24 protein-coding genes are annotated in these 22,695 nt (G+C 71.4%); 13 read left to right on the forward strand and 11 right to left on the reverse strand.

The genetic code is table 11. The features are described from left to right. The first annotated feature begins 123 nt into the window (after positions 1–123). Entirely contained in the window at positions 124–3,324 is a 3,201-nt protein-coding gene (locus ABZ854_RS27190; protein WP_361215409.1) for a tetratricopeptide repeat protein, read from the forward strand. 46 nt (positions 3,325–3,370) lie between these two features. Here ABZ854_RS27190 and ABZ854_RS27195 read toward each other — a convergent pair whose 3' ends face one another. Then, positions 3,371–3,700 carry a hypothetical protein gene (locus tag ABZ854_RS27195; protein ID WP_361215412.1) on the reverse strand — a complete coding sequence of 110 codons (330 nt, stop codon included), beginning with the start codon at positions 3,698–3,700 and terminating at the stop codon, positions 3,371–3,373. Position 3,701: 1 nt separating this feature from the next. Then, positions 3,702–4,562, reverse strand: coding sequence for a mycothiol conjugate amidase Mca (mca, locus tag ABZ854_RS27200; protein ID WP_361215481.1), 861 nt, complete (start codon positions 4,560–4,562; stop codon positions 3,702–3,704). 125 nt (positions 4,563–4,687) lie between these two features. Here mca and ABZ854_RS27205 point away from each other — a divergent pair, with 125 nt between their 5' ends. Together ABZ854_RS27205 and greA are read left to right on the forward strand one after the other, a co-directional pair. Continuing rightward, positions 4,688–5,086 carry a DUF4307 domain-containing protein gene (locus tag ABZ854_RS27205; protein ID WP_129307134.1) on the forward strand — a complete coding sequence of 133 codons (399 nt, stop codon included), beginning with the start codon at positions 4,688–4,690 and terminating at the stop codon, positions 5,084–5,086. A 176-nt stretch (positions 5,087–5,262) separates the two neighbouring features. Then, positions 5,263–5,763 carry a transcription elongation factor GreA gene (gene greA / locus ABZ854_RS27210; protein ID WP_361215415.1) on the forward strand — a complete coding sequence of 167 codons (501 nt, stop codon included), beginning with the start codon at positions 5,263–5,265 and terminating at the stop codon, positions 5,761–5,763. Between the two features lie 93 nt (positions 5,764–5,856). Here the strand turns inward: greA and ABZ854_RS27215 are convergent, their stop codons facing one another. The 3 genes from ABZ854_RS27215 to ilvA all read right to left on the reverse strand — a co-directional run bounded on the left by ABZ854_RS27215 (position 5,857) and on the right by ilvA (position 9,134). Next, the gene (locus ABZ854_RS27215; protein ID WP_361215418.1) at positions 5,857–6,714 is read right to left on the reverse strand and encodes an ABC transporter permease; all 858 of its coding nucleotides are present in this window, start codon (positions 6,712–6,714) and stop codon (positions 5,857–5,859) included. Further along, complete coding sequence (locus tag ABZ854_RS27220) at positions 6,711–7,739, reverse strand: ATP-binding cassette domain-containing protein (protein WP_361215421.1); 1,029 nt, start codon at positions 7,737–7,739, stop codon at positions 6,711–6,713. Before ABZ854_RS27220 ends, ABZ854_RS27215 begins: the two co-directional genes overlap by 4 nt. A 165-nt stretch (positions 7,740–7,904) precedes the next feature. Continuing rightward, positions 7,905–9,134, reverse strand: a complete 1,230-nt coding sequence (ilvA, locus tag ABZ854_RS27225) for a threonine ammonia-lyase (RefSeq protein ID WP_361215424.1) — start codon at positions 9,132–9,134, stop codon at positions 7,905–7,907. A 161-nt stretch (positions 9,135–9,295) separates the two neighbouring features. Here ilvA and ABZ854_RS27230 point away from each other — a divergent pair, with 161 nt between their 5' ends. The 3 genes from ABZ854_RS27230 (at position 9,296) to ABZ854_RS27240 (ending at position 10,757) form a co-directional block, all read left to right on the forward strand. Further along, positions 9,296–9,802: a MarR family transcriptional regulator gene (locus ABZ854_RS27230; RefSeq protein ID WP_361215484.1), complete on the forward strand. Its 507-nt coding sequence runs from the start codon at positions 9,296–9,298 to the stop codon at positions 9,800–9,802. Between the two features lie 156 nt (positions 9,803–9,958). Beyond that, positions 9,959–10,462, forward strand: a complete 504-nt coding sequence (locus ABZ854_RS27235) for a sigma factor-like helix-turn-helix DNA-binding protein (protein ID WP_361215426.1) — start codon at positions 9,959–9,961, stop codon at positions 10,460–10,462. Positions 10,463–10,508: 46 nt separating this feature from the next. Beyond that, complete coding sequence (locus ABZ854_RS27240; protein WP_361215429.1) at positions 10,509–10,757, forward strand: hypothetical protein; 249 nt, start codon at positions 10,509–10,511, stop codon at positions 10,755–10,757. Between the two features lie 54 nt (positions 10,758–10,811). On the opposite strand, the gene ABZ854_RS27245 is transcribed toward ABZ854_RS27240, so the two are convergent. Next, a complete protein-coding gene (locus tag ABZ854_RS27245) occupies positions 10,812–11,969 on the reverse strand; it encodes a cystathionine gamma-synthase (protein ID WP_129307141.1) in 1,158 nt (385 codons plus the stop codon). Positions 11,970–12,157: 188 nt separating this feature from the next. On the opposite strand from ABZ854_RS27245, the gene ABZ854_RS27250 reads away from it, so the two are divergent. The 4 genes from ABZ854_RS27250 to ABZ854_RS27265 all read left to right on the forward strand — a co-directional run bounded on the left by ABZ854_RS27250 (position 12,158) and on the right by ABZ854_RS27265 (position 14,907). Continuing rightward, positions 12,158–13,390, forward strand: a complete 1,233-nt coding sequence (locus tag ABZ854_RS27250) for a hypothetical protein (RefSeq protein WP_361215434.1) — start codon at positions 12,158–12,160, stop codon at positions 13,388–13,390. 119 nt (positions 13,391–13,509) lie between these two features. Beyond that, positions 13,510–14,175: a peptide-methionine (S)-S-oxide reductase MsrA gene (gene msrA / locus ABZ854_RS27255; protein WP_361215437.1), complete on the forward strand. Its 666-nt coding sequence runs from the start codon at positions 13,510–13,512 to the stop codon at positions 14,173–14,175. Between the two features lie 109 nt (positions 14,176–14,284). Beyond that, positions 14,285–14,638: a DUF6247 family protein gene (locus ABZ854_RS27260; protein WP_361215487.1), complete on the forward strand. Its 354-nt coding sequence runs from the start codon at positions 14,285–14,287 to the stop codon at positions 14,636–14,638. Next, on the forward strand, positions 14,635–14,907 hold the full coding sequence (locus tag ABZ854_RS27265; protein WP_361215440.1) for a hypothetical protein: 273 nt from the start codon (positions 14,635–14,637) through the stop codon (positions 14,905–14,907). Before ABZ854_RS27260 ends, ABZ854_RS27265 begins: the two co-directional genes overlap by 4 nt. 70 nt (positions 14,908–14,977) lie before the next feature. On the opposite strand, the gene ABZ854_RS27270 is transcribed toward ABZ854_RS27265, so the two are convergent. Next, positions 14,978–16,018: an NAD(P)-dependent alcohol dehydrogenase gene (locus tag ABZ854_RS27270; RefSeq protein ID WP_361215443.1), complete on the reverse strand. Its 1,041-nt coding sequence runs from the start codon at positions 16,016–16,018 to the stop codon at positions 14,978–14,980. 186 nt (positions 16,019–16,204) lie between these two features. On the opposite strand from ABZ854_RS27270, the gene ABZ854_RS27275 reads away from it, so the two are divergent. Continuing rightward, the gene (locus tag ABZ854_RS27275; RefSeq protein ID WP_361215446.1) at positions 16,205–17,113 is read left to right on the forward strand and encodes a helix-turn-helix transcriptional regulator; all 909 of its coding nucleotides are present in this window, start codon (positions 16,205–16,207) and stop codon (positions 17,111–17,113) included. Positions 17,114–17,154: 41 nt separating this feature from the next. Here the strand turns inward: ABZ854_RS27275 and ABZ854_RS27280 are convergent, their stop codons facing one another. The 4 genes from ABZ854_RS27280 to ABZ854_RS27295 all read right to left on the reverse strand — a co-directional run bounded on the left by ABZ854_RS27280 (position 17,155) and on the right by ABZ854_RS27295 (position 21,389). Then, positions 17,155–17,838, reverse strand: a complete 684-nt coding sequence (locus ABZ854_RS27280; RefSeq protein WP_361215449.1) for an ABC transporter ATP-binding protein — start codon at positions 17,836–17,838, stop codon at positions 17,155–17,157. 87 nt (positions 17,839–17,925) lie between these two features. Further along, entirely contained in the window at positions 17,926–19,395 is a 1,470-nt protein-coding gene (locus ABZ854_RS27285) for an ABC transporter permease (protein WP_361215451.1), read from the reverse strand. Between the two features lie 136 nt (positions 19,396–19,531). Continuing rightward, positions 19,532–20,782: an Ig-like domain-containing protein gene (locus ABZ854_RS27290; RefSeq protein WP_361215454.1), complete on the reverse strand. Its 1,251-nt coding sequence runs from the start codon at positions 20,780–20,782 to the stop codon at positions 19,532–19,534. 259 nt (positions 20,783–21,041) lie between these two features. Further along, complete coding sequence (locus ABZ854_RS27295; RefSeq protein WP_361215458.1) at positions 21,042–21,389, reverse strand: hypothetical protein; 348 nt, start codon at positions 21,387–21,389, stop codon at positions 21,042–21,044. A gap of 109 nt (positions 21,390–21,498) precedes the next feature. Here ABZ854_RS27295 and ABZ854_RS27300 point away from each other — a divergent pair, with 109 nt between their 5' ends. Together ABZ854_RS27300 and ABZ854_RS27305 are read left to right on the forward strand one after the other, a co-directional pair. Next, positions 21,499–21,825, forward strand: a complete 327-nt coding sequence (locus ABZ854_RS27300) for an LAETG motif-containing sortase-dependent surface protein (RefSeq protein WP_361215461.1) — start codon at positions 21,499–21,501, stop codon at positions 21,823–21,825. Positions 21,826–21,867: 42 nt separating this feature from the next. Further along, on the forward strand, positions 21,868–22,665 hold the full coding sequence (locus tag ABZ854_RS27305) for a hypothetical protein (RefSeq protein WP_361215464.1): 798 nt from the start codon (positions 21,868–21,870) through the stop codon (positions 22,663–22,665). Positions 22,666–22,695: the final 30 nt, after the last annotated feature.

The raw sequence follows: 22,695 nt of genomic DNA on the forward strand, positions 1-22,695 counted from the left end.
CGGCATCACCGGGCGCGCCCCTGCCCGGCTGCCCGGCGCCCGTTGATCGACGCCCCCTCGCCTTCCCGGCGTCCGCCAAGGACACTCGTAGGCACAGGAGTTGCCGCCGGAGGGGGACGGGACATGCGGGACATCCATCGGGGGGAGGCCGAGCGGCTGGTGGTGCGGGCCGTGGAGGAGGAGGTACGGCGGTCCGGGGGGCGGATCGACGGGCAGTTGCTGCTGTCCCGGGCGCGCGGGGGCCTGGACGGTATGGCGGAGAAGGCCGCCGAGGAGTACGAGGCGTACACGCGTGCGCTCGACGAGTCGGAGGCGGGCCGGCTGACCTTCGCCCAGCGGTACGCCCGCGAGGGTGCGGGGACCCCGCTGCTGGTGGCCGCTGTCGCGGCGATGGCGGCCACGGTGGCCGACCTGGCGCTGGGCACCGGCACGGACACGGCCGTCGGCGCGGGCGTCACCGTGGCGGTGGTGGCCGCCGCGGCGACGGTGGTGAAGGTGGCCGGTTCGCATCTGCCGGCCGCGCACCACAGCGCGGGTGCGGCAGGACAGCCCGGCGGGCCCGAGCAGCTGCGCTTGCAGTGGCTGACCGCGCTGGACGTGCGCGGCATCCGGCCGTTCCTCGACCAGCAGCGCGTGCTCAGCGCGTCCACGGCCCCGAAGAAGGCGGCGCCGTCGCTGCGCGGCCAGGACAAGAGCGCGGCGGCCCGCAGGCGCACCGTGCTGGAGCAGTCGTTCGGGCAACTCCCCGATGCGGAGGGGGTGTTCGCGGGGCGGCGGCAGGAGCTGGCGCGGATCCGGCAGTGGGCGCAGGCGGCCCGCGCGACGACGGAGACCCGTCCGACGGTCGTCGTCCTGCACGGCGCCCCCGGCTCGGGTCGTACGACGCTCGCGGTGCGGGCGGCGCACGACCTCAGGGACCACTTTCGCGGCGCGGTCGTCGTGGACCTGCGCGGCGGCAGCCGGGACGAGCCGCCGCTGCCCACCCGGGACGCCCTGCTGCACCTGCTCAACCGGCTGGGCGCGCCGCGCGAGCAGTTGCTGTTCCGGGAGCGTTCCTCCCCCGAGCAGCAGCTCAAGCGGCTGGGCGAGCTGTACCACCAGCAGCTGACCGGTCTGCCGGTGACGATCGTGCTGGACGACGCCTCGGACCCGGAACAGGTGCGCGCGCTGGTGCCGGAGCACTCCGACAGCCTGGTCCTGGTCACCGCGGCCGCGCCCCTGGAGCTGCCCGCGGACCTGCCGGCCTGGGTGCACCACCTGCCGGTGGAGGCGCTGGACGCGGCGGGCGCCGAGGAGCTGCTGGGCGCGGCGGCCCAGGACGCGTCGGGCCCGTACGACGCCGAGTCGGCGGACCGGGTGCGCGAGCTGTGCGGCGGGCTGCCGCTGGCGCTGCGCGTCGCCGGCTCCTCGCTGGGCCCGCGCTCACCCCGGCAGCTGGCCGCGGACCTGGGGGCGTACGGGCCGGTGGAGCCGGTGGAGCGGGCGCTGTGGCTGCGCTACACCGACCAGCCGGAGGCCGGGCGCCGGCTGCTGCGGAGGCTGGCGCTGGCCGGGCGGGCCTCGCTGGGCGCGGCGGCGGCCGCCGCGCTGCTCGCCACGGACGAGGCCGAGGCGACCCGGCACCTGGTGGCGCTGGCCGGGGCCGGCCTGATCGACCATGTGCGCGGCAGCCGCTACCGGCTGCACGACCTGGTGCGGGCCTTCGCCCACGCCCGGCTGCTGGACGAGGAGGAGCCGGCCGAGCGCACGGCCGCGCAGGAACGGCTGATCGTGAACTACGCGGACCTCGCGGACTCGGTGCTGCGGCTGGTCGACGGCAACATGTCGACGCGCTCGCACCGGTTCGGCGGGCACGGTTTCACCTCGCTCGACGAGGCGCTGCGCTGGCTGGACGACGAGTCCAGCTTCATCACGGCCGCACTGCGGCACGGCGAGGGCGTGAACCGGGCGGCCGTGCTGAACCTGCTCGGCGCGCTGTGCGACTACTGCCTGCTGCGCGGCGATCTCTACCGGCTCGGGGAGATCAACGAGCTGGCGCAGGCCGTCGACGAGAGGCTGCTGGTGCGTTCGGTGCAGTGGCGGACCGGTATCGCGGCCCGCCAGCTGGGCGAGCTGGACAAGGCGCGCACGACGCTGGCCTCGGTCGTCGACCTGTACCGGGAGGCGCAGCACGACGCGGGCGCCGCCCGTGCCCTGTGCTCGCTGGGCATCACCCTGCACCACCAGGGCAACCTCACCGAGGCGGCGGCGCGCCTGGCGGAGGCCCTGGACCTGCAGTCGGCGCCGGAGCTGGCGACGGACCGGGCGTGGACGATGCACGCGCTGGCGGCGGTGCAGCGGGACCGGGCCCGGCTGGCGGAGGCGCTGGATCTGCTGACCCGTTCCCTGGTGCTGCACCGCGAGGGCGGTTCGGTGCACGGGGAGGCGTGGGCGCACTACCAGTTGGGACAGCTGGCCCTGCGGATGGGCGACGTGCCGCGTGCGGACACGGAGCTGCGGGCCGCGCTCGACCGCTACGGCCGTACGCACGACGCCCGGGGTGAGGCGTGGGCGCTGACGCAGGTGGCCCGGGCCCGGCTGGTCGACGGTGACGCCTCGGCCGCCGTGGAGGCGCTGCGGCAGGCGGCGGTGCGGCACCGTGACAACGAGGACGCGCGCGGTGAGGCGTGGACGCTGTACTACCTGGGCCAGGCGCTGGAGGAGACCGGTGACCTGGACCGGTCGGTGCGCGAGCTGGAGCGGTCGCGGACGATGTTCTCCCGGATGCGCGACGGCTACGGCCTGGCCTGCGCCCGGCACCATACGGCACGGGTGACCCGGGACCAGCGGGCGGCGCAGACGGGCTCTCTGCGCAATTCGGGCTTCGCCCGTCAGCTGCTGGCCGACGCGCGTGCCGACTTCCAGCGGATCGGTGTGGCGCACGGTGAGGCGTGGAGCCTGCTGGAGCTGGCGGTCGTGGACGCGGGGAACGCGCGCACGCAGCAGGCGCTGGCCCTGTGTGACGAGGCGGTGGCCCTGTTCGCGTCGTACGGCGACCGGCGCGGCGAGGACTGGGCCCGCTTCCTGCGCTGCACGCTGCTGCCGTACGCGGCGCCGGGCGGGGTGGAGGTGGGGACGGCCGTCGCCCAGGAGGAGCTGGCGCAGCTCGCCCGGGCCGCGCATCCGCTGCGGGACGAGAAGCTGGGCGAGTGTGTGGCGGCGTACGGGCTGCTGCTGGAGCGGGGGGTCAGCCTGGAGGCGGGCTGGCAGGCGTGGCGCCTGCGCATGACCCCGGACCGCCACGCCCGGGAGGTGATGGGGGTGGCGGTTCCGGCAGGGCACTGACGCACCGGCCGGGCCGGCCTCGGGGCCGGGCCCGTGCGCGCGTGCGCTAGGAACCGGCGGTCTTGGAGCCCGCGGTCTTGGAGCCCGCGGTCTCGGAGCCCGCGGACTTCGGGCCGGCCGACTCGGCGGGCCCGGATCCGGACGGCTCGGCGGAGTCGGTGGGCTCGGCGTCCGCCGAATCCGCCGGCGCTCCGGCCGCGGGGCTCTCCTTGAAGTCGACCTTCTGCATCTGCTTGTTCATCGACTTCATCAGACCCCACACCGCCACGGCCATCACCGCGAAGACGATGAAGCCGAGGACGCCAGGGGTGACCTTGTTCTGGTCGAGGTCCTTGGCGAGGGGGACGAGATGCGTCAGTGCCAGGCTTGCGCTCATGTCAGGCATTGTCCCGGATGCCCGCGAAGAGGTCGTCCTCGGGGAGGGAGGTATCGACGAGGGACTTCGCCAGCTCGTACTCCTCGGTCGGCCAGACCTCCTTCTGCAGGTCCAGCGGGACCCGGAACCAGCCGCCCTCGGGGTCGATCTGCGTGGCGTGCGCGATCAGCGCCTTGTCGCGGATCTCGTAGAAGTCCGCGCAGGGAACGTGCGTGGTCAGCGTGCGCTCGACGCGCTCCATCTGCTCCCAGCGCTTGAGCCAGTCCCCGTACGGCGACTCCAGGCCCCGGTCGAGGAGGGCGTGGTGCAGCGCCTCGGTGCGGGGGCGGTTGAAGCCCTGGTTGTAGTACAGCTTCAGCGGCTGGTGGGCCGGGCCGTACTCGGCCTCGGGGTACTTCTCGGCGTCCGCCGCGCCCTCGAACGCCACCATCGAGATCTTGTGGGTCATGATGTGGTCGGGGTGCGGGTAGCCGCCGTTCTCGTCGTAGGTGGTGATCACCTGCGGGCGGAAGGAGCGGATCTGGCGGACCAGTTCCCCGGCCGCCTTGTCTACGTCCTCCAGGGCGAAGCAGCCGTCGGGCAGCGGGGGCAGCGGGTCGCCCTCGGGCAGGCCGGAGTCGACGAAGCCGAGCCACTCCTGCTTGACGCCGAGGATCTCGCGGGCCTCGTCCATCTCCTTCTTGCGCACCTCGTGGATGTGCTCCTCGATGTACGCGTCACCCTGGAGTTTGGGATTGAGGATGGACCCGCGCTCTCCGCCCGTGCAGGTCACCACCAGCACGTCCACCCCCTCGGACACGTACTTCGCCATGGTCGCCGCGCCCTTGCTCGACTCGTCGTCGGGGTGCGCGTGAACGGCCATCAGTCGCAGCTGGTCAGTCAAGGCTCAATCCTCGGTAATGTCGGCGCCCCCGTACCTTGGGGTGCGTTCGGCAGCTTCTATAGTGACCGAATCGGGGGGCGAAAAATTCCGCGGAGAGGACGATCATGAGTACGGCGAGCACGCGGCTGCCCGAGGGCCGCTACGGCCGTTCCTCGGACAAGCGTGCCGACGGCAGACTCAAGATCGCCGGTGCCGCGCTGGGCGCGGTGCTGCTCGCGCTGATCGGCTGGTTCGCCTACCACTACGTCGCGGAAAGCGACATCAGCGCCCAGGTCGTCGCCTTCCAGGCCACGGACGACGCGGTGCAGGTGCACCTGGAGGTCCACAAGGACGCCGGCACGCACGGCTACTGCACCCTGCGCTCACAGTCCGCCGACGGGACCGAGGTCGGCCGGGCCGACTTCCGGTTCTCGGGTTCGGCCACGCAGATCGACAAGGTCGTCACGCTCCGTACGACGGCGAAGGGCACGACGGCCGAACTGCTCGGCTGCCACGCCGACTGATCCGGCGGCATCCCGGAATACATTGACCCTGACCTGCGTTGATGCCAGTCTGATGCCTTATGTCCTCCCCCTCACGGCCGTGAATTGTTAGGCTCGTGGTTTCGCCCATCCAAGAAGGAACATTCTTCTGGGTAGGGCGATGCTTTTGTATTCCCAGTACCGACGAGGAGCACCCTGTGACCCAGACCAGCGAGAACGTCACCTGGCTGACCCAGGAGGCGTACAACAAGCTCAGGGACGAGCTTGAGCACCTTACTGGTCCTGCGCGCACGGAGATCGCCGCAAAGATCGCCGCCGCGCGCGAGGAGGGCGACCTGCGCGAGAACGGCGGGTACCACGCGGCGAAGGAGGAACAGGGCAAGCAGGAGCTGCGCGTGCGCCAGCTGACCCAGCTGCTGGAGAACGCCCAGGTCGGCGAGGCCCCCACCTCCACGGACGGCGCCGTCGCTCCCGGCATGGTCGTCACGATCGCCTTCGACGGTGACGAGGACGACACCCTGGAGTTTCTGCTCGCCTCCCGCGAGTACGCGAGCGCCGACATCGAGACGTACTCGCCGCAGTCCCCGCTCGGCGCCGGTGTCATCGGCCACAAGGTCGGCGAGGACGCGGATTACGAGCTGCCGAACGGCAGGAAGGCCTCGGTCCGCATCATCAAGGCCGAGCCGTACTCGGGCTGAACACGGCGTCTGAATAAGTCGGCAGCGCCCCCGGAGTCCCCGTGACTCCGGGGGCGCTGTCATGGCCGGGGTCCTGTCATGGCCGTGGCCCTGTCACGCGGTCGCCGAGCGGTACTTGCGGACCGCGAGGGTGCGGAAGATCAGGATGATCAGGACCGAGTAGAGCAGGGACGCCCAGACCGGGTGTTCCATGGGCCAGGCGTGCGACGGGGACACGCCGGGGTTGGCGAACAGGACTCGGGCCGCCTGGACCGTGGCGCTGAACGGGTTCCACTCCGCGATGTGGCGCAGCCACGGGGTCATGTGGCTGGTGTCCACGAACGCGTTGGAGATGAACGTCACCGGGAAGAGCCAGATCAGCCCGCCGGACGTGGCCGCCTCGGGGGTGCGCACGGACAGGCCGATCAGGGCGCCGACCCAGGTGAACGCGTATCCGAGCAGGAGCAGCAGGCCGAAGGCGGCGGCGACTCTGGCCGGGTTGGTGTCGCCGTCGGATCCGGTCCGCCAGCCGACCAGCAGGGCGACGACGGCGAGGACGAGCAGGGTGAGCGCGGTCTGCACGAGGTCGGCGAGGGTGCGCCCGGTGAGCACCGCGCCGCGCGCCATGGGCAGGGAGCGGAACCGGTCGATGAGGCCCTTGTGCATGTCATCGGCGATGCCGACGCCGGAGCTGGCGGTGGCGAACGTGACCGTCTGGGCGAAGATGCCGGCCATCAGGAAGTTCTTGTAGTCGAGGGCGCTGGTGCTGCCGCCGATCTTCATGGAGCCGCCGAACACGTAGGTGAACAGCACCACGAACATGATCGGCTGGATCAGACCGTAGATCACCATCTCGGGGATCCTGGACATGCGGATCAGGTTCCGCTTGGCCACGATCAGTGAGTCGCGGACGGACCGGCCCAGGGGGTTGCCGGGGGCCGCGACGGGCGCGGTGTCGGTGACGGCACTCATTTGACGGTCTCCTTGTCCTTGCCGGCGCCCTTGCCGGCCTTTCTGCCGCCGGCCTTCGCGGCCTCGCCGTTCTCCTCGGCCTCCGTCTCGGCGACGTGTCCGGTGAGGGACAGGAAGACGTCGTCGAGGGTGGGGCGGCGCAGTCCGATGTCGTCGATCTCGATACCGCGGCTGTCCAGCTCCCGGATGACCTCGGCGAGGAGCTTGGCGCCGCCGGTGACGGGGACGGTGAGCTTGCGGGTGTGGTCCTCGACGGTGGTCTCGCCCTTGCCGAAGCCGGCGAGCACCTCGCGGGCGTCCGGGATGCGTTCACGCTCGTGCACCACGACCTCGACGCGCTCGCCGCCTGTGCGCGCCTTGAGCTGGTCGGAGGTGCCCTTGGCGATGACCCGGCCGTGGTCGACGACCGCGATGTCGTGCGCGAGGTGGTCGGCCTCTTCCAGGTACTGGGTGGTCAGCAGCAGCGTCGTGCCGCCGGAGACGAGCTGTTTGATGACCTCCCACAGCTGCTGGCGGTTGCGGGGGTCGAGGCCGGTGGTCGGCTCGTCCATGAACATGACCGGCGGGGAGACCACGAGGGCGGCCGCGAGGTCGAGGCGGCGGCGCATGCCTCCGGAGTAGGTCTTGGCGGGGCGGTCGGCGGCGTCCGCGAGGTTGAACTGGTCCAGCAGTTCGGCCGCGCGCTGCTTCGCCGCCTTCGCCCGCATCTGGTAAAGCTGCCCGACCATCTGCAGGTTCTCGCGGCCGGTCAGGTATTCGTCGACCGCCGCGAACTGGCCGGAGAGGCCGATGGAGCGGCGGACCTCGTCGGGGTGCTTGAGCACGTCCACGCCCGCGACCACCGCCGTGCCGCTGTCGGGGCGCAGCAGGGTCGTCAGACAGCGGACGGCCGTCGTCTTGCCGGCGCCGTTGGGCCCCAGCAGGCCGAGGACGGTGCCCTCGGGGACATCGAGGTCCACGCCGTCCAGTGCCCTTACGTCACCGAAGGTCTTCACCAGGCCTTCGGCATAGATGGCGCCTGGCATGTGAGTTCTCCACGTCGTCGGGAATGGCGGATGTCAGAAATGGCGGATGTCGGGGATGACGAATGTCGGGAAGGACAGATATCCGTGACTGCCGACACACCATAACGCGATGTATCGCGTCGCTCAACGGATTTTCTCGAACGAGTGACAGAGAGCTGTCGGGCCTCAGGCGATGACGGTGTAACCCGCCTCGTGCAGCGCCTGGCCGACCTCCGTACAGTGCGCGGGGCCCTTGGTCTCGAGGTGCAACTCCACCTCCGCCTCCGTGAGCCCGAGCCGGGGATCGGTCCGTACGTGGCTCACGTCGAGGACATTAGCGTCCACCACTGACAACACCCCGAGGAGCGTCGCGAGGGCACCCGGCCGGTCCGTCAGCCGCAGCCGGACCGCCAGGTAGCGGCCCTGCGCGGTCATGCCGTGCCGCAGGACGCGCTGCATCAGCACCGGGTCGACGTTGCCGCCCGACAGCACCGCGACGACCGGGCCCGGGAAGGGCCCCGGCTCACCCAGCAGCGCCGCGACCGGACTCGCACCGGCCGGCTCCACGACCAGCTTGGCCCGCTCCAGGCACAGCAGCAGCGCCGCCGCCAACTGGTCCTCGCTGACCGTGCGCACCTCGTCGACCAGGGCGCCGACGATGTCGAACGGCACCCGGCCCGGCCGGCCCACCTTGATGCCGTCCGCCATCGTCGTCGGGTTCGGCACCGCCACCGGGTGCCCGGCAGCCAGCGAGGGCGGGTACGCCGCCGCGCCCTCGGCCTGCACGCCGACGATCCGCACGTCCGGACGCAGCGCCTTCACCGCGACCGCGATCCCGGCCGCGAGTCCGCCGCCCCCGATGCCGACGACGATCGTGCCCACCTCCGGGCACTGCTCCAGGATCTCCAGGCCGACCGTGCCCTGACCGGCGATGATGTCCGGGTGGTCGAAGGGGTGGATGAACACCGCGCCCGTCCGGTCCGCGTAGTCCTGCGCCGCGGCCAGCGTCTCGTCGACCACCTGACCGTGCAGGCGCACGTCAGCGCCGTAGTCCCGGGTGGCACTGATCTTCGGCAGTGGTGCGCCCTTCGGCATGAACACCGTGGCGTGCACGCCGAGCAGCGCGGACGCCAGCGCCACACCCTGCGCGTGGTTGCCGGCGCTCGCGGCCACGACACCGGCGGCGCGCTCCTCGGGCAACAGCCCGGCGATACGGACGTACGCGCCGCGCAGCTTGAAGGAGCCGGTCCGCTGCAGGTTCTCGCACTTGAGGTGCACCGGTGTGCCGATGAGCTGCGAGAGGTGCCGGCTGCCCTCCATCGCGGTCATCCGCGACACGCCCGAGAGCATCTTCTGGGCTCCGCGCACATCGTCGAGGGTGACGGAACGCAAGGAGTGATCCGTGCCGTGGCTCATGACCCAAGTCTCCCAGTTCACGCCGGGGCACGCCGGGTGTGACCAAGCTCCGAGACCGGTTCGCGCAGCGCCGGTACGGCCCGCGCCCGGGCCGCGTACCCTGTCCCCCAACCCAGCAGCCTTCATGAAGCGAGCCTCCGGCCATGCCCACAACACCTGAAATGTCGATGGACATGACGACCGTCGGTGATCCCGGTCTTCTCGACACCCTCCAGCACGAGGTGGCCCTGTTCGCCCGCCGGGCGGAACAGACCCGGCTCGGTGGCGTAGGACAGGTGCGCAACTCCATGGACCGCGCCGCCTACCTGCTGCTCAACCGCCTCGACAACGAGGGGCCGATGGGCGTCAAGGCGCTCGCCGCGAGCATGGGCATCGACTCCTCCACGGTCACCCGGCAGGTGGCCCCGCTGGTGGACAGCGGGCTCGTGAAGCGGACCTCGCACCCGGAGGACGGGCGTGCGGTGGTCCTCCAGCTGTCCCCGCGCGGGGAGGCCCGGCTGGAGGAAGTGCGCTCGTCGAGGCGTCAGTTGATGGCCGAGCTGACACACGACTGGGCGCCGGAGGAGCGCGAACGGTTCTGCACGCTCCTGACGCGCTTCAACAGCGCGCTGTCCGCACGGATGGCGGTACCGGCGACGCAGCCCGCGGAACGGCCGCCGGCCTCCTGAGCCCGCACCGCGGTCCGCACCGCGGTTGACCCGCACAGGTGAGGTCCGAACTCTTGACCTCGCGCCGCGGCTGTCCTCATATGAGACGGGGTGCTGCGTCGTACGCGGTTCATCGGTCTCGTACCGGACAGGGCCCCGTCAAGGGGGAGAGCAGCGGTGCGTGATCGGCAGGCATACGGCGATGCCCGTCGGGCCCGGGAGTTCGAGGCGTTCGTCGCGGGCGCGGCCGGGCGGCTGCTGCACGCCGCCACCCTGCTCACCGCCGAGGCGCCGGACGGCAACCCGCGCGCGCGGCGCCTGCTGACGCTGTCGCTCGCCCACACCTACGCCTGCTGGGACCGGCTGCACGGCGAGGACCCGTACGACTGCGCCCGTCAGTACCTCGCGACCCGCTTCGCGCGCGGGACGTGGCACCAGTACGGCGCCTTCGGCCGGGCCCGCCCGGATCCGCGCAGTCCGCTGGCGGCACTGTCCCCGCAGGAGCGGCTGATCCTCGTCCTGCGCCTGTACGAGGGGGTCGCCGAGGAACAGACGGCCGCCCTGCTCGGCCTGCCCCAGGAACGCGTCCACACGCTCTGCGACCGGGCGACGGCGACCCTGCTGCACCCGAGGCGTACGGCACCCCCGCGCGCGGTGGGCACGAAGGTGGCACCGTCATGACGGGTCGGTCCGGCAGGACGCGGCCGGTGCGGGACGGGAGGCACCGGTGAACCGCACGGAACGGGAGTCCGCCGCGCGGCGGATCATGGAGGGCGGGCACGCTCCGGTGCCGCCCGAGCTGTACGGCGACGCCGTCCGGCGCGGGGCGCGCATGCTGCGGCAGCGGCGGGCGGCCCGGCGTCTGCTGTGGCTGGTGCTGTGCGCGGCGGCCGTGGCGTTCACCGTCTGGGCGGTGTCGGCCCGGCCGTGGGTGGAGCCGCCGTCGCAGACGACCCCACCGATCACCGGCTGGTGAGCCGAGCCGTATCCACGAGCCGAGATCCACGGCCCGAGAGCTACGGCCCGAGAGCTACTGCCCGAGGGCCTGCTGCAGGTCCTCCAGCAGGTCGTCGGCGTTCTCGATGCCGACGGACAGCCGCACCAGGTCGCCCGGGACCTCCAGCGGCGAACCCGCGGCGGACGCGTGCGTCATGCGGCCCGGGTGCTCGATGAGGGACTCCACACCGCCGAGGGACTCACCGAGCGTGAACACCTTGGCGCGGTTGCACACCTCGACGGCGGCCTGTTCGCCCCCGGCGACGCGGAACGACACCATGCCGCCGAACGCCTTCATCTGCTTGGCGGCGACCTCGTGGCCGGGGTGGTCCGGCAGACCCGGATACAGCACGCTCGTCACGCGCGCGTGACGGCTCAGCATGTCGGCGACCTTCGTGGCGTTCTCGCTGTGCCGGTCCATGCGAACGGCAAGCGTCTTGGTGCCACGCAGCACCAGCCAGGAGTCGAAGGGGCCGGCGACCGCGCCCATCGCGTTCTGGTGGTAGGCCAGTTCTTCGCCCAGCGCCTGGTCGGAGACGATCAGCGCGCCGCCGACCACGTCCGAGTGGCCGCCCATGTACTTGGTCAGCGAGTGCACGACGACGTCCGCCCCGAGCGACAGCGGCTGCTGCAGGTACGGCGTGGCGAACGTGTTGTCGACGACGAGCCGCACGCCCGCGTCGTGCGCGACCTGGGCGACGGCGGCGATGTCGGTGATGCCGAGCAGCGGGTTGGAGGGGGTCTCCACCCATACGGCCTTGGTCTTCGGGGTGATCGCGGCCCGTACGGCGGCGGGGTCGGTGGTGTCTGCGACGGACCACTCCACGCCCCACCGGGTGACGACCTTGGCGAAGAGGCGGAAGGTGCCGCCGTAGGCGTCGTTCGGGATGACCACGTGGTCGCCCGGGCTGAGCAGCGTACGCAGCAGGGTGTCCTCGGCCGCCAGGCCGGACGCGAACGCGAGGCCGCGGCGGCCGCCCTCCAGCGCGGCGAGGTTCTCTTCCAGGGCGGTCCTGGTCGGGTTGGCGCTACGGCTGTACTCGTAGCCGCCGCGCAGTCCGCCGACGCCGTCCTGCTTGTAGGTCGAGACCTGGTAGATCGGCGGGACGACCGCGCCGGTCTGGGGGTCCGCGGTGTTGCCCGCGTGGATCGCGAGGGTCTCGAAGTGCTGACTGATGTGCCTGTCGCTCATGAGCCCCGAGCGTAATGCTCCTGACGGCCGGATGACGGCCGACGGCCGTTTCCCGCCACACCGGCCCCGCGGTCCGGCCCCGGCAGGCCGCTTGTCCCGGCCGCTCGTCCACAGGTCGGCCGGGGAGTTGTCCACAGGCCAGGGGGCGGGGTTGGCCAATTGTCGGTGGCGTCTGGTTCGCTGGACGCATGGCGATTCTCTGGGTGCTGATGGCCCTGCTCATGGTGGCCTTCGTGCTGTCCCCGATGCTGCGCGACCGCGTCCTGCGGTCCCCGCGCACCGGCGTCCGGCGGCGCGCTCTGGGTGCCGCGGTGCTGCGGCCGTACCGCTTCCGCGGCGGCCCCACCCCGCAGCAGGTCCCCCCCGGCCACCCGGACGCCGCCGACCCCGCCGCGTACGGCTTCATGCCCGAGGAACTGCTGGACGTCCGGATGCCCGGCCCCGACGAGGACCTGCTGGCCGTCCTGGACGTGGTGCAGCGCACGCAGGACTACCGACCGGCCGCCCGGTTGCTGGCCGGCACCGACGCCGAGGGCGAGCTGCGCTGGCAGCGCGTGCAGGCCCTGGCGGGTGCGGCGGCGCTGGAGCTGACGCAGCGGCCGGGCGGGGTGCACGAGACGCCGGGCGGGCAGTGGCTGCGGGTGTGGCGGGCCGAGCAGCCCAAGGAGCCGGGCGGTGCCGCCGTACACGCGGAGTTCCTGGCACAGCACGCGTGGCGGACGTCGGATCCGGACACGGAGGAGTTCCGGGTCATCATGGACGAGGCCCGGCAGGCGTGCGCGCAGGCGGCGCTGCTGGCGCCCGGCGACCCGGTCCCGCACATCGTCGAACTGTCCGTCGCGCGCGGTCTCGCCGTCCCCAAGCCCGAGTTCGACGCGCTGTGGCTGCGGATCATCGACGTGGCGCCGCACCACATGGGCGCGCACCTCGCGGCGCTGCACTACTGGTGCGAGAAGTGGCACGGCTCGCGCGCGGAGGCGTACACCTTCGCGGAGACCGCCGCGGCCCGCGCCCCGCAGGGCTCCCCGCTCGCCGCCCTCCCGCTCTTCGCGGTCTTCGAGCACCTGCCCGAGGTGAACCTGGTGCGCGGCTTCTACCAGAGCGAGGTCGTCATCAGGGCGATGCACGGGGCGCTCCACGCCGTGCACGCGGCGGACCAGGACGACGCGGACGGCCCGGTCGGCGCGGACGGTCCGGAGGACCCGACCCTCGCGCACGTCCGCCACCTGCTGATCTTCTTCCTGGTCGCCGCCGAGCGCTGGGCCGAGGCCATGAGCCAGCTGATACATGTGGACGGCCATGTCGGCGCGCTGCCCTGGACGCTGTCCGAGGACCCGGCCGCGGACTTCGCGTTCTACCGCGCGCTGGCGGTGGCGGGCTACGAGTCCAACGGCGGCACCCCGGTGCCCCGCCCGGCCTGAACGGACCCCCGCCCCGGCCGGCCCGCCGACCGGAATGCACGGCCCGCCCCGGACGTTGTACGACTCGGCACCGCGAGCCGGCGACCAGCCGCCCGCACCTCGCACGACAGGGAGTCCTCATGCTCTTCGGCCGCACGCCCCAGCTGCCCTCGCCCGAGCAGGCGCTCAAGGGCCGGCCCACGCCCGGGTACGAGGTTTCCGACCGGCACACGGTCCTCGGCAACCCGCTGCTCGGCCCCTACCCCGAGGGTCTGGAGACCGCCGACTTCGGCCTGGGCTGCTTCTGGGGCGCCGAACGCAAGTTCTGGCAGCTCCCGGCGGGCGTGTGGACGACGCTGGCCGGCTACCAGGGCGGCCACACCGAGAACCCCACCTACGAGGAGGTCTGCTCGGGCCTCACCGGCCACACGGAGGTCGTCCGCGTGGTCTACGACCCCCGCCAGATCTCCTACGACCGGCTGCTGAAGACCTTCTGGGAGTCCCACGACCCGACCCAGGGCTTCCGCCAGGGCAACGACGTCGGCACCCAGTACCGCTCGGCGATCTACACCCACACGCCCGCCCAGGCAGCCACCGCCGAAGCGTCCCGCGCCGCCTACCAGCAGGTCCTCACCGCGTCCGGCCACGGCACGATCACGACGGAGATCCTCCCGGCGGCCGACCGCCCCTTCTACCCGGCGGAGCCCTACCACCAGCAGTACCTGGACAAGAACCCCGCGGGCTACTGCGGCATCGGAGGGACAGGCGTGTCCTGCCCTATCGGCGTGGCGCCGGCCGAAGGCTGACACGGCCGGACTGCCGAATCGCTTCTGCCTCACTCGTTGGAGCGGTGGGGCGGCGCATCCGCCCGTTAGCCTGAGCCGCGGCATCAGAATCACGCCCATGGGAGCAGCCATGACCACCTCCGCCGCCGGGCAGCCACTCATCCCCCAGCCGCCTGCCACGGTTGCCGCGCTGCGGCACGCCATCAGCCAGATCGCGCCTGCCGCACTGCCGGCCTTCACCCGGGAACTGGACCAGGCGGCGGACCAGTCTCGGCAGGGATCGGATCTGGCGCCGCTGCAGCGGTTCATCGCCCAGTGGGCCGTCTACGTCCACATCCAGCGTCGGCCCGACCTCGCGGCGGACTTCCGCCACTGGGAGCAGACGGCCGCGTCGGGCGATGCCGCCCAGACACGACAGGCGGCTTCCGAGATCGGGCGCATCCTGGACGAGGCCCACGCGGCCATCGGCATCCCGGCGCGGTGAGCACGGACTGGCGCTGGGAGTACGACCCCGATCACGACCACGTCGCGGGAGGCGTCCCCGCCCATGTGGTGGCGGAGGTGGAGCGTCTGGCAGGACAGCTCGTCGATCTCGCGAGCACGGGCATCGACGTCAGTGACCTCGGAAACGGCCCCCGCCCCGGCGGGCTGCGGCGCATGGATGCCGTCGGCGGATGGTTCTACTTCCTGGTGGCCCCGCGCGATCCGCTGATCATCGTCGTCCGCATCGTTCCTCCGTTCGACGCGCTGTAAGGCCACACGCCAAGGCCCGCCGATGGCGGGCCCTGGCGTGCCGGGTGGCGTGCCGGCCGGAGGCCCCCGCTCAGATCGTCGCCGTGTCGATCACGAAGCGGTAGCGGACGTCGCTGTTGAGGACCCGCTCGTACGCCTCGTTGATCTGGTCGGCGCGGATCAGTTCGATCTCGGCGCCGATGCCGTGCTCCGCGCAGAAGTCCAGCATCTCCTGGGTCTCGCGAATGCCTCCGATGCCGGAACCGGCGAGGGTCTTGCGGCCGCCGATCACCGAGAACAGGTTGAGAGAGATCGGCTCCTCGGGGGCGCCGACGTTCACCAGGGCGCCGTCCGTCCTGAGCAGCGACAGGAACGCGCCGAAGTCCAGCGGCGCGGAGACCGTCGAGACGATCAGGTCGAACGTGCCGCGCAGCTCCTCGAAGGTCTTCGGGTCGCTGGTGGCGTAGTAGTGGTCGGCGCCCAGCTTCAGGCCGTCGTCCTTCTTGCGCAGCGACTGGGAGAGGACGGTGACCTCCGCGCCCATCGCGTGCGCGAGCTGGACGCCCATGTGGCCGAGGCCGCCCAGGCCGACGATCGCGACCTTCTTGCCGGGGCCCGCGTTCCAGTGACGCAGCGGGGAGTACGTGGTGATGCCCGCGCACAGCAGCGGCGCGGCCACGTCCAGGGAGAGTCCGTCGGGGATGCGCACGACGTAGTTCTCGTCGACGACGACCTTCTCCGAGTAGCCGCCGTAGGTGGGCTCGCCGTCCTTGCCGACGGCGTTGTACGTGGCGACGCCGCCGCCGAGGCAATACTGCTCCAGCCCCTGCCGGCAGTTCTCGCACTCACGGCAGGAGTCGACCAGACAGCCGACTCCCACCCGGTCGCCGACGGCGAACTTGGTGACGCCGCTGCCGACCGCCGAGACGACACCCGCGATCTCGTGTCCGGGGACCATCGGGAAGATCGCCTCGCCCCAGCCCTCGCGGGCCTGGTGGATGTCGGAGTGGCAGATGCCGGCGAACTTGATGTCGATCAGGACGTCGAACTCGCCCACCGCGCGCCGCTCGATGGTCGTCCGCTCCAGCGGGGCCTTCGCGGCGGGCGCGGCGTATGCAGCAACAGTGGTCATGCGGGGGGTTCTCCTAGCAGTGGTCGTGTCCCCGGACCGGCTGGTGTCCGGCCGGGTACGGCGTCCAGCCTGCCGGGCCGGGCGCACGGCACCCAGACCACGCCTTTGCGTACGACCGCCGTGCCTACCACTGGCGGGGTCAGGGACGTGAACGTAGGACCGGGGGCGACCGTGAATACTGGATGCATGGACGAACAGCCGGAAGCCGTGGCCGCAGCCTCCGCCGGCCGGCCCCTGGACCGGCGGGCCGAGCTGAGCGAGTTCCTGCGCAGCCGGCGGGCCCGGCTGAAGCCGGACGACGTGGGGCTGCCGGACTTCGGCCGGCACCGCCGGGTGCCGGGGCTGCGCCGGGAGGAGCTGGCGCAGCTGGCCGGGGTGTCGGTGGCGTACTACACGCGGCTGGAGCAGGGCAACGGCCGTAACGTCTCGGCGGAGATCCTGGACTCCATCGCCCGCGCGCTGCGCCTGACGGACGCCGAGCACGCCCATCTCATCCACCTGGCCAGGCCGAAGGGGCACAAGAAGAAGCCAGCGGCGCGGCAGCAGCAGGTGCGCCCCGCGCTGCGGCAGTTGCTGGACACGCTGGACGGTGTGCCGGCGTACGTCGCCGGGCGCCGTGCGGAGATCCTGGCGTGGAACAGGATGGCGGCGGCGGTCTTCGGTGACTGGTCGGAACTGCCGGCCACCGAGCGGAACTGGGCGCGGCTGGTGTTCCTGAAGCCGGAGTACCGGGAGCTGTACGTCGACTGGGAGCAGAAGGCGATCGACATCGTCTGCGCGCTGCGTATGGACGCGGGCTGCTATCCGGACGACCCGCGGCTGTCCGCTCTGGTGGGCGAACTCTCGGTCAAGAGCGAGGAGTTCCGCCGGCTGTGGGCGACGCACGACGTGAAGGAGAAGAGTCACGGCGTGAAGCGCCTGAACCACCCCCTGGTCGGCGAACTGTCCCTGAGCTACGAGACGTTCCGGGTCGCGGACGACGCCGACCAGGCGCTGATCACGTACCACGCGGAACCCCACTCGCCATCCGCCGAGGCGCTGCGCCTCCTGGCCAGCTGGGGCACGGACGCGACCCGCGCCGTCCTGTCGCCCTAAGTCGCCGTAAGGGGTCCGCGCGGCCGTGACACACGCGGGCGTCAGGTGCCCGCGTTCTCCTTGACCGTGATCCGGCCCTTGCGGAGGGTGGCCAGGCGTGGCGCCTTCTTCGCGAGCGCGGAGTCGTGGGTGACCATGATGAAGGTCAGCCCCTGTTCCTTCCAGAGGCGTTCGAGTACGTCCATGATCTCGTCGCGTGTCGATTCGTCGAGGTTGCCGGTCGGTTCGTCGGCGAGCAGCACCTTGGGGCGTTTGACGAGGGCGCGGGCTATCGCGACGCGCTGCTGCTGGCCTCCGGACATCTCGGAGGGCAGGTGGGCGCGGCGTTCGCCGAGACCGACGGAGTGCAGGGCGTCGGCGGCGAGTTCGCGCCGTTCCTTCGCCTTGATGCCGAGCGGTACGAGGGCGGTCTCGACGTTCTCCTGGGCGGTGAGGGTCGGGATGAGGTTGAAGGACTGGAAGACGAAGCCGATGTTCTCGCTGCGGACGCCGGTCAGCCGGGCCTCGCTCAGCTTGGTCAGGTCGGTGCCGTCGAGGACGACCTCGCCGGAGGTGGGGCGGTCCAGGGCGCCGAGCATCTGGAGGAGGGTGGACTTGCCGCCGCCCGTGGGGCCCTGGATGACGAGGCGGTCGCCGTCGGGGATGGTGAGGGTGACGTCGTCGAGGGCGCGGATGGTGTCCTTGCCCCGGGTGTAGTGCTTGGTCACGCTGGTGAGTTCGTACATGGTGGCTCCGGAATGTTCGGGGGCGGCGGTGCGGTGCGGATGGTGCGGGGGTGCCGGTCCGTCGGCCCCCACGGGTGTCGGCGTGCTCTACTCCACCCGCCGCAGCGCGTCCGCCGGCCTCAGGCGGGACGCGCGCCAGCCTCCGAACGCGCCCGCGATCAGGCCGCCGGCCACGGCCAGGGACACCGCGAGGACGATCGTCGTGGCGCCGACCGGTGCGGTGAGGGCGACCTCCAGGGTCTTCGCCGCCGCCCGGCGGCCCGGGCCGCCGAAACCGCCGCCACCCCCGAAACCGCCGCCGCCGAAGCCGCCGCCGGAACCGACGGAGCCGCCGCCCAACTGCGCCTGCAACGTGGGGCTGACGGCCGTCACCGCGTAGGCGCCCGCCAGTCCCAGCGCGATGCCCAGCGCGCCGCCGAGGAGGCCGTTGACCATGGCCTCACCGGCCACCTGGCGGGTCACCCGGCCCGAACGCCAGCCCAGCGCCTTGAGCGTGCCGAACTCCCGGACCCGGCGGGAGACCGCGGAGGAGGTGAGGAGGCCGGCGACGAGGAAGGCGGCCACGAGGACGGCGAGGGACAGCCAGGTGCCGAGCTTGGTGGCGAGCGAGGAGGCCGTGGAGAGGGAGCCGGAGACGGTCTTGGCGAGGTCGGAGGACGTCGTGACCGTCGTACCGGAGACGTTCTTCTGGATGGCGCTCTTCACGGTGTCAATCTTCTGGGAGTCGGTCGCCTTGACGTAGATCGTGGTGACCTTGTCCTTCTGGCCGGCCAGGGTCTGCGCCTGCTTCAGCGGGATGTACAGGTTGGCCGCCGGGTCGCCGCTGTCGGCGGTCGCGATGCCGACGATCTTGAACGTGGTGCCCTTGACGGTGACCGTCGAACCGACCTTGTACTTCTTCTGCTTGGCGTACGCCGAGTCCGCGACGGCCACCTTCGCGTCGGTCTCACCGGTCGTGAAGGTACGGCCGCTGGTGATCTTCGAGGAGGTCAGCGGGCCGAGGGCGGTCTTGGTGACGTCGGTGCCGAACACCGAGTAGGAGTTGACGTCGAAGTCGGCGCCGCCGCCCTTGACCTCGCCCTGGGGTGCTGCGGAGCCGCCGCCGCGCCGGAAGCCGCCGGCGCCCCTGTCCTGCTGGAACCGGCCGCGGGTGAACTGGCCGTTGACCTTGAGCACGTCGAGGCTGAGGCCGCCGACCGCCGAGGCGACGCCCTGCTGGCCGGCGACCTTGGCGACGGTCGAGGAGGCGAGCGTGGTGAACCCCTGGACCATGACCCGGTCGCTGCTCTGCTTCGAGGTGTCGCCGTCGCCGCGCGCGTCGAAGCGGAAGCGCGGCCGCTGGGCGGTGCCGGTGTCCGAGTCGGCGGCCTTGGTCACCGTCATGTCGGTGCCCAGGCCGTACAGCGACTTCAGGACCGTGTCCTGGGCCTTGCCCATGCCGTCGGACACGGAGCTCACGACGATGACGAGGGCGATGCCCAGGGCAAGACCGGAGGCGACGACGAAGGCCGCTTTTCTACGGCGGCGCAGTTCGCGCCTCAGGTAGGTGAAGAACATGCGCCGCAAGCTAGGTACGGCGCGTGATGGCTCGATAAGCCGGCCATAAGAGGAAGATGAGAAGCCCGGTGCCGCTCCCTCGGGAGCGGCACCGGGCACGCCGTACGGCCGCCGCGAGGGCGGCCGGGACGGTCGGTCAGACGGCCGAGCCGGCCTTCCACTGGGCCCAGTCCATGTTCCAGCCGTTCAGGCCGTTGTCCGGGGAGACGGTCTTGTCACCGGTGTTCTGGACGACGACGACGTCACCGACGAGCGAGTGGTCGTAGAACCAGGCCGCCGGGGTGTTCGGGTCCTTCGCGCCCTTGGCGTCCTGCAGGCCGACGCAGCCGTGGCTGGTGTTGACGTTGCCGAACACGGAGGGGGCGCCCCAGTAGTTGCCGTGGATGAAGGTGCCGGAGTTGGTCAGGCGCATGGCGTGGGGGACGTCCTTGATGTCGTACTCGCCCTTGCCGTCGTCGTCGGTGAAGCCGACCGTGGCGCCGTTCATGCGGGTCTGCTTGAACTTCTCCGAGATCACCATCTGGCCCTCGTAGGTGGTGTGCTCGGGGGCGCCCGCGGAGATCGGGATGGTCTTGAGGACCTTGCCGTCCTGCGTGACCTTCATCTGCTTGGTCTTCGCGTCGACGTACGAGACCTGGTTGCGGCCGATGTGGAAGCTCACCGTCTTCTGCTGCACGCCGTAGACGCCGCTCGCGCCCTCGACGCCGTCGAGGTTCAGCTTCAGCGTGACGGTGGAGCCTTCCTTCCAGTACGCCTCGGGGCGGCAGTCCATGCGGTTGGCGTTGAACCAGTGGCAGGCGACCTCCTGGCCGCTGCTGGAGGTGACGGTGACACCCTTCTGCACGGCCGCCTTGTTGGTGATCGCCTTGTCGAAGTTGATCGACACGGGCATGCCCACACCGACGGTGGTGCCGTTGTCCGGGGTGTAGGTGCCTATGAAGCTGTTGGCCGGGGAGACCGTGGTGAAGGAGGCGTTCTCGTGGGCGACGAGGCCCTTGGAGTCCTTGGCCTCGGCGGCGACCTTGTAGGTGGTCGAGCGCTCCAGCTGCGTGCCGGGCTTCCAGCTGGTGTGGTCGGCGGAGAAGGTGCCCGTGACGGCCTTGCCGTTCTCGGTGGTCATCGTCACGTCGGTGAGCGTGCCCTTGGTGACCTTGACGGCCGCGGAGTTGTTGATCGAGGCGTTGTCCGAGCCGTCCTTGGGCGTGATCGTGATCTGCGCCTCGGAGGACTTCTTGGCCGCCGCCTCGTCGACCTTCGCCTGCGAGGTGTCGCCGGTACCACTGCCCGACGCCTTCGCGTCGCCGTCTGAACAGGCCGAGAGCACGAGCACACCGCCGAGCAGTGCGGACGCGGCCATCAGGCCCCTGCGCCGCTTACTGTCCGTCATCACAAGCTTCTCCATAGTTGCCGAGTCGCGATTAACCCCGAGAGCCCCGTCAAGAACCTTCAACGCTACGGCCGGCGCGCCTCGTTCCCCAGAGCGTGGATCTGTGGGACACACCACGTCCGCCGGGGCGGAGGGTGCCGCGTGCCCGGGATCGCCCCGGCCGGGGCCGCTCCGGTCGCGCGCTGGTCGTACGCCCCCTGGGACGACGAGACCCCGGACGGCGGTCGCCGTCCGGGGTCAGGGGGTTCCCCGCGGAAGCTCAGCCGATGCCGTCGTCTTCTTCGTCGTCGTCCTCCCCATCATCGCCGCCGAGGTCCCAGTCGGGCGAGTCCGGGTCGTACTCGATGCGCTCGCTCGACCAGGACGCCTGCTGGAGTTCCACCCCGGGCACCTCGCTGACCAGGTCGAACGGGTCCACGAGGTACGCCAGCGCCTCCGCGGTGTCTTCCGTCACAGCGCCCTCGGCCTGGGTGCGCTCCTCCGCCGGCAGCTCGGGGTCGGCGGCGAGCCGGCGCAGCGCGGCCTTGGCCACCTCGTCGTGGTCGTGGACTTCGAGGACCAGCTCCACCCGAAGCCGTACAAAGCGTGATGTCTCTGGTGTGCTCATGGCGCGAGCGTACGACTGAAACCTCTCGTGACTTTCCTGTGACCCGCGACTTTCACTAACATCGCCCCACACGGCCAATTCGCCAGCGTCACAAGGGGATCGATATTCCGTGTCATCCGTTCGCCGTCCGCTGCTGACCGCCACCGCCGCGGGCGCCCTGCTGTCCGCCCTGTGGTTCGTCCCGTCCGCCAACGCCTCGCAGGACGCCCCGGCGAGGACGACGACGTCGGCGTATACCGGCACGCAGGCGACGCGGCAGGCCAGAGTGGTGTCGGCGGCCACGACCGAGCACGCGCGGACGGCCCCGGAGGGCCCCGGCCTGGCCGACACGGGCAGCGTGGACACCACGCCGTACATCGTCGGCGGCAGCCTGTTCCTCGCCGTGGGCGCCGGGTTCGTCGTGTATTCGGTACGGCGCGAACGGCTCGGTTTTTAATCCGGCTTGACGATTCTTTGACAGGGAACGCATAGTCCGCCCATGAAGAGATCATCGGGTGGGCGGCTGTGCGCCACCGCGGTCGTGGGAGCACTGTCGCTCGCCCTCGTCACGGGCTGTTCCGATTCGGGTTCGAAGGACCCCGGGGACGGCAAGGGCGGCACGGCGGCGGCCAAGCCGGCCGCGAAGGCGCTGAGCGCCGCGGAACTGAAGAAGCTGATCATCGCCAAGGGCGAGGTGAGCGGGTACAAGGTCGGCCCCGTCGAGGGCGGCGTTCCCGCCCGGGGCAAGGTGAAGTCCGACGACACGAAGTGCCGGCCCCTGCTCTACACCCTGACCGGCATCGCGCCGGGCACCCCGGCGGCCGAGACCGACCGCATGGCCCAGCAGGACAAGAAGGACCCCACCGACGACGCCACCTCCATGGCCGACCTGGCCGACGGCACGTTCGAGGACGCGATCAACAAGTCGATGATCCTGAACACCGCGGTGGTCACCCTCGCCTCGTACGACGGGGACGGCGCCGAGCAGGCCCTGACGTCGGTCTCCGACGCGGTCACGGCCTGCGCGGGCGGCTTCAGTGGCGTCCGGGAGGGCGACAGGACCACGTTCACCAAGGTCGCCGGGGAGAAGACCTCGGGCACGGGTGACGCCGCCGTGGCGTTCGCCGCGACCAGCGACCTGGGCGACGGGGACACCGGGCCCGTGCACGTCGAGGTCGTACGGCACGGGAACACCCTCGCGCTGTACACGACGATCAACATCGGCGCGATGATGGCCAAGAAGCCCTATTCGGTGCCGGCCGTCGTGGTCAAGGCGCAGGCCGCCAAGCTGAAGTAGGCACAGGCCGAAGGGGGCGCCACCCGCTCG

The organism is Streptomyces sp. NPDC047028 (assembly GCF_040644095.1).
Lineage (GTDB): Bacteria > Actinomycetota > Actinomycetes > Streptomycetales > Streptomycetaceae > Streptomyces.